Below are 4151 nucleotides of genomic sequence, written 5' to 3' on the forward strand. Positions count from 1 at the left end.
TACCCCATCCGCAAGCGACATTAATGAAGGTGCAGTTATTACAAGTACTGTTGCCACAACTAATCTCTTAACTGGCAGCAAACTTTATTACGCCTTAAGTGGCACTGGAATAACAATTACTGATTTCTCAGCAGGCACCCTCACTGGAGAAGGCGCAATAGATTCTACTGGTAAATTTACTTTCTCTCACACGATCAAAAATGATCTATTAACAGAAGGTACTGAAGCGCTCTCTATAAAACTATATTCTGATTCTGCCCTCACTTTACAAGTTGGATCTACTGCAACTGTATCAATTGCTGATACATCTAAAGCCTCAACACCATTAGATTTAGTACTTTGGGGCAGCACTTACAGCGATAAAATTTTAGGTGGAGATGGTAACGATATAATTACCGGAGCGGTTAAAACAGGCGCCACCGCCGTTAGCTTAGGAAAGGGACAAATAGATACACTTACTGGAGGTGCCGGCAAGGATGTGTTTGTACTTGGCGATTCAAGAGGTGTCTTTTATAATGATAATATAAATTTCAATTCTGGAAGCAGCGACTACGCACTGATTACTGATTTTAGTTTAATTGATGATAAATTACAGCTCCTCAATGGTAGCTATCTCACAACTGTTAGCAGTGGCAAACTTTCGCTTTATTGGGATCGCAACAACAACGGCAGCCTGAACTTAAGTGGTAACAATCAAGACGAAATGATCGCACTAATTAATGGCGTTACAACCCTTAGCAGCAGTAACATTAACTGGGTTTAGGCGTAATCCAGCCAGTAATAACCAACCGGCCACATTGATTCGCCCGTCGTAGAGCGGCAAATCGCTGGCATGTAGTAACACCAAAATTAATACTGCCGCCCACCATGCACGCTCAAATACAGGCCCCGTTGCCATACCCAAGCGGGCAGAGCGCAACAAAAGCCAAGCCACCACTCCCACCAACAAAAGAGCCACCGGCCAGCCATGGCTGATCGCTAGATCTAAAGGCAAATTATGGGGATGACCATGCCATACACCCGTTCGCGAGGGATAAATCAAGCTGAAAGCAGCTGCCCCCCAGCCCAGCCAGGGTTGTTCAGCAACTAATCCCGCCGCTACCGTCCATTGCCCCAAGCGGGTGGAAGCTAGGGGTCTATCACTAAAGGCCAGATCGCTAAGCCGGCCCCAAATCGCCTCTGGCACCAAAACGCGGGCGGGCTGTTGTATGAAATCCGGGATTACTGGCAACACAGCAAATCCCACCGGTAATAGCAACAGCAGGATTAGCGGCAGTAGCCACAACCAACGGGCCGGGCCCAGCACCAAAGGCAAGGCCAGCACTGCTGCTCCCCAGCCATTGCGAGAATCGGTGAGATAAAGGGCTGCCAATTGAGCAATTAGAAAAATCAACAACAGCGGCAGCTGCCAGCGGGCTTTACCAGCCTGAAACCTGGCGAAACATTCAAATGTTGCAGCTAAAAGCAAAGGCCAACTGAATGCCAACCAAGCAGCGGCGATATTGGCGTAATCAAATAAGCCCGACAACCGTTCTGGCGGCATGCCCCCTGGGGCCAGATGCCAAATCAACAAACCGCCAAGGGCTTGCCAGGGACCACTCCAGCCAAGCCATAACTGGCCCAAACCGGTAAAAATCACCGGTAGCGTGCCGGAAACAAATAACAAAGCGATTCGCCGTCGCCCCTCAGCGGTGGCCACATAGGGCTGGAAACCCCAAAAACCCCAGAAAAATGGCAACCAATTCATTAGGCCAAACCAAGCCAACCAGCCACTAAATGCACGGCTTGCACCAAGCAGCATTAACACTGCGATCAATAAAAAAACGCGGTTTAGGCGATCGTTCCACCACGGGCGCCGCTTACAACGGCTGCCTTGCAACAGGGCCCAAAACAGAGGCGGCACCGCCAGCAACAAACTGCTGGGCAACAAAAAAACGCCAATTTGAAATGCAATCCAGCCCGATGCCGTGGCTGCCTCAGGCCGTTGCCCCTGCACCCAGGTATTTATGGCTGCAAACCGCATAGGGCTAGTCAAACACCGCTGTGCGACCGCGATAAACCATTACTTGATCGCATATGTGCAATCTCACTGCCCGCGAAAGGGCCAAACGTTCCATATCCCTGCCTTTACGAATTAAATCCTCCACATCATCCCGATGGCTCACATGAACAGTGGCTTGGGCAATGATCGGGCCGCCATCGAGTTCTTCTGTTACGTAGTGGGCGGTGGCACCAATTAATTTCACACCGCGCTCCCAGGCCCTTTTATAAGGATTTGCACCGGTAAAGGCGGGTAGAAATGAATGATGAATATTGATAACCTGATGAAAAGCATCCGGCGGATCAAAACTACTTAAAAATTCTGGTGTTAGCACCTGCATATATTTAGCAAGCACCACAAGCTCAACTTTATGTTCTGCTAACAGCTGCAAATGCCGGGTTTCCGCCTCTGCTTTATTTGCCGCATTCACAGGCACATGTTCAAAGTGGGCGCCAAATTCCTCTGCGATTCCTGCAAGATTAGGATGATTAGAAATCACTAATGGCACCTGCATTGGCAGCTCTCCAGTGCGCACACGCCAAAGCAAATCCAATAAACAGTGATCTTGTTTGCTAACAAAGATTGCCGCCGGCGGCCGGTGATCAGAAAAATTTATTTTGTATTGGCCGCTTAAGCGTTGGCAAAGGGCGCGGGCTGCAGGGCAGATCTCCTCCCGCGGCAAGCCAAAACCTTCCAACTCCCATTCAATTCGGCTTAGAAATAAACCAGCACCATGATCGCTATGGTGATCAGCATGAACAATATTCCCCCCATTAGCTGCCACCCAGCCTGAAAGTTCACTTACTAAACCAGCACGATCTGGGCAGATCAATTGCAGAATTGCGGTGGCGATTGTCATGATGTTAGTTAACTCTGAAGCGCATTAACTTGTTGCTCCCTACAAACGCGAAGCTGGTTTTCAGCAGTAAGCAAAAAATTAAAAATTCCTTGCTCTTTTACCTGATAAAACACCAAACTACCCTTTGGTTTGCGTTGCACCACTCCAGCAATTGTAAGAAGCTTGAGATGCTTAGACACCAAGGCCTGGCTAAGGCCAGTGGCCTGCACTACAGCCGTTACGTTTAAGGGGCCCTCCTTTAATACTGCAAGCACCATCAGGCGATTGGGTTCACTGAACACCTTGAAATACTCGGCAAGCGCTTCTGGAGAGTGCAATTCAATCAAAAGATATTCATAACAAGATAAAGATATCGCGTAGAAATGATTCCATCAAGTTATTAATTGGATTTCGCTCGGTTTTCCACTGCCTGCAAGCAAGCCCGCCTGGTGAGGGCCATCGAGGTGAGCGTTGGGCTTTGCCAACCGGAACTAGGCCAACAACTGCCATCGGTAACCAACAGGTTGCTGCAGGTATGAAAACGATTCCAACGATCCAGCACTGATCGCTCAGGGTTATCGCCCATGGGTGCACCACCTAATTCATGGATGTAGTAGCCGGGTGGTGGCACCGCTTGGGAGCCGGCGGCACTAGCCGTTAGCCATGGTTCGATCAATGCCAAGCGGAACAAATCTTCGATGGGTTTGATCTCCCCGCCCGCTGCCTGCACCACGGTTTGAATGCGGCTGAGCATCAAATTCACCAGGGTTTGTTCTGCCATGCCCCAAGCCATGGCGATATGGGCCACCGGTAAACCCCATACATCACAACGGCCATGATCAAGGCAAACGCGGTTGCTGGGATTTGGCTGCACCTCCCCATGGCCAATCAAAAAGCCAATTGCCGCCTTTGGATCACGGCGCAACAAGGCAGGCGGCTCAAAGCGCTGCACCCCACACCAAAGGCCATAGCCATCACCTGTATTAGGAATAAAAGCGCTTTCAGCCCCCGATAAACCGGTACCAAGAGGCGCTGGTGCCTGGGGTGGCAATGCAAAAAAGCGTGCAACCGACACATGATCCATCAAGCCCAAACCGATCAGGCCATGGGGATCGATCAAACCTTTGCGGCAGCGATCATCCCGAGACAGCAACAGCAAGCGCAGGCTTTCGATTGTGGAAGCGCAAAGCACAACCAGCTTTGCTTTGGCGCGATGCATCGCACCGCTGGTGGCATCAATAAACAACACCCCCTCAAGTTGATCCTGGCTTG

The 4151-nt window shown here is 50.0% G+C and carries 4 protein-coding genes and 1 pseudogene; 1 reads left to right on the forward strand and 4 read right to left on the reverse strand.

Annotated features, from left to right (window positions below):
* Positions 1 to 763 (forward strand): annotated as a pseudogene (locus tag KB557_RS09330) (hypothetical protein); the annotation flags it as partial.
* Here KB557_RS09330 and KB557_RS09335 read toward each other — a convergent pair.
* The 4 genes from KB557_RS09335 to KB557_RS09350 all read right to left on the reverse strand — a co-directional run.
* Positions 713 to 2023 carry an O-antigen ligase gene (locus tag KB557_RS09335; protein ID WP_255133550.1) on the reverse strand — a complete coding sequence of 437 codons (1311 nt, stop codon included), beginning with the start codon at positions 2021 to 2023 and terminating at the stop codon, positions 713 to 715. The pseudogene KB557_RS09330 and the gene KB557_RS09335 overlap by 51 nt on opposite strands.
* Before the next feature lie 4 nt (positions 2024 to 2027).
* On the reverse strand, positions 2028 to 2900 hold the full coding sequence (purU, locus tag KB557_RS09340) for a formyltetrahydrofolate deformylase (protein ID WP_255133552.1): 873 nt from the start codon (positions 2898 to 2900) through the stop codon (positions 2028 to 2030).
* 8 nt (positions 2901 to 2908) lie between these two features.
* On the reverse strand, positions 2909 to 3226 hold the full coding sequence (locus KB557_RS09345; protein WP_255133554.1) for a helix-turn-helix transcriptional regulator: 318 nt from the start codon (positions 3224 to 3226) through the stop codon (positions 2909 to 2911).
* Positions 3227 to 3279: 53 nt separating this feature from the next.
* Positions 3280 to 4151 (reverse strand): GMC oxidoreductase (locus tag KB557_RS09350; RefSeq protein WP_255133556.1); only part of this gene is annotated, 872 nt, incomplete at its 5' end.

The organism is Synechococcus sp. Cruz CV12-2-Slac-r (assembly GCF_024346075.1).
Classification (GTDB): domain Bacteria; phylum Cyanobacteriota; class Cyanobacteriia; order PCC-6307; family Cyanobiaceae; genus Synechococcus_D.

Excerpts from the sequence above, each read along its gene's own strand:
- KB557_RS09335 (WP_255133550.1), bottom strand. The coding sequence starts at position 2,023 with ATGCGGTTTGCAGCCATAAATACCTGGGTGCAGGGGCAACGGCCTGAG.
- purU (WP_255133552.1), bottom strand. The coding sequence starts at position 2,900 with ATGACAATCGCCACCGCAATTCTGCAATTGATCTGCCCAGATCGTGCT.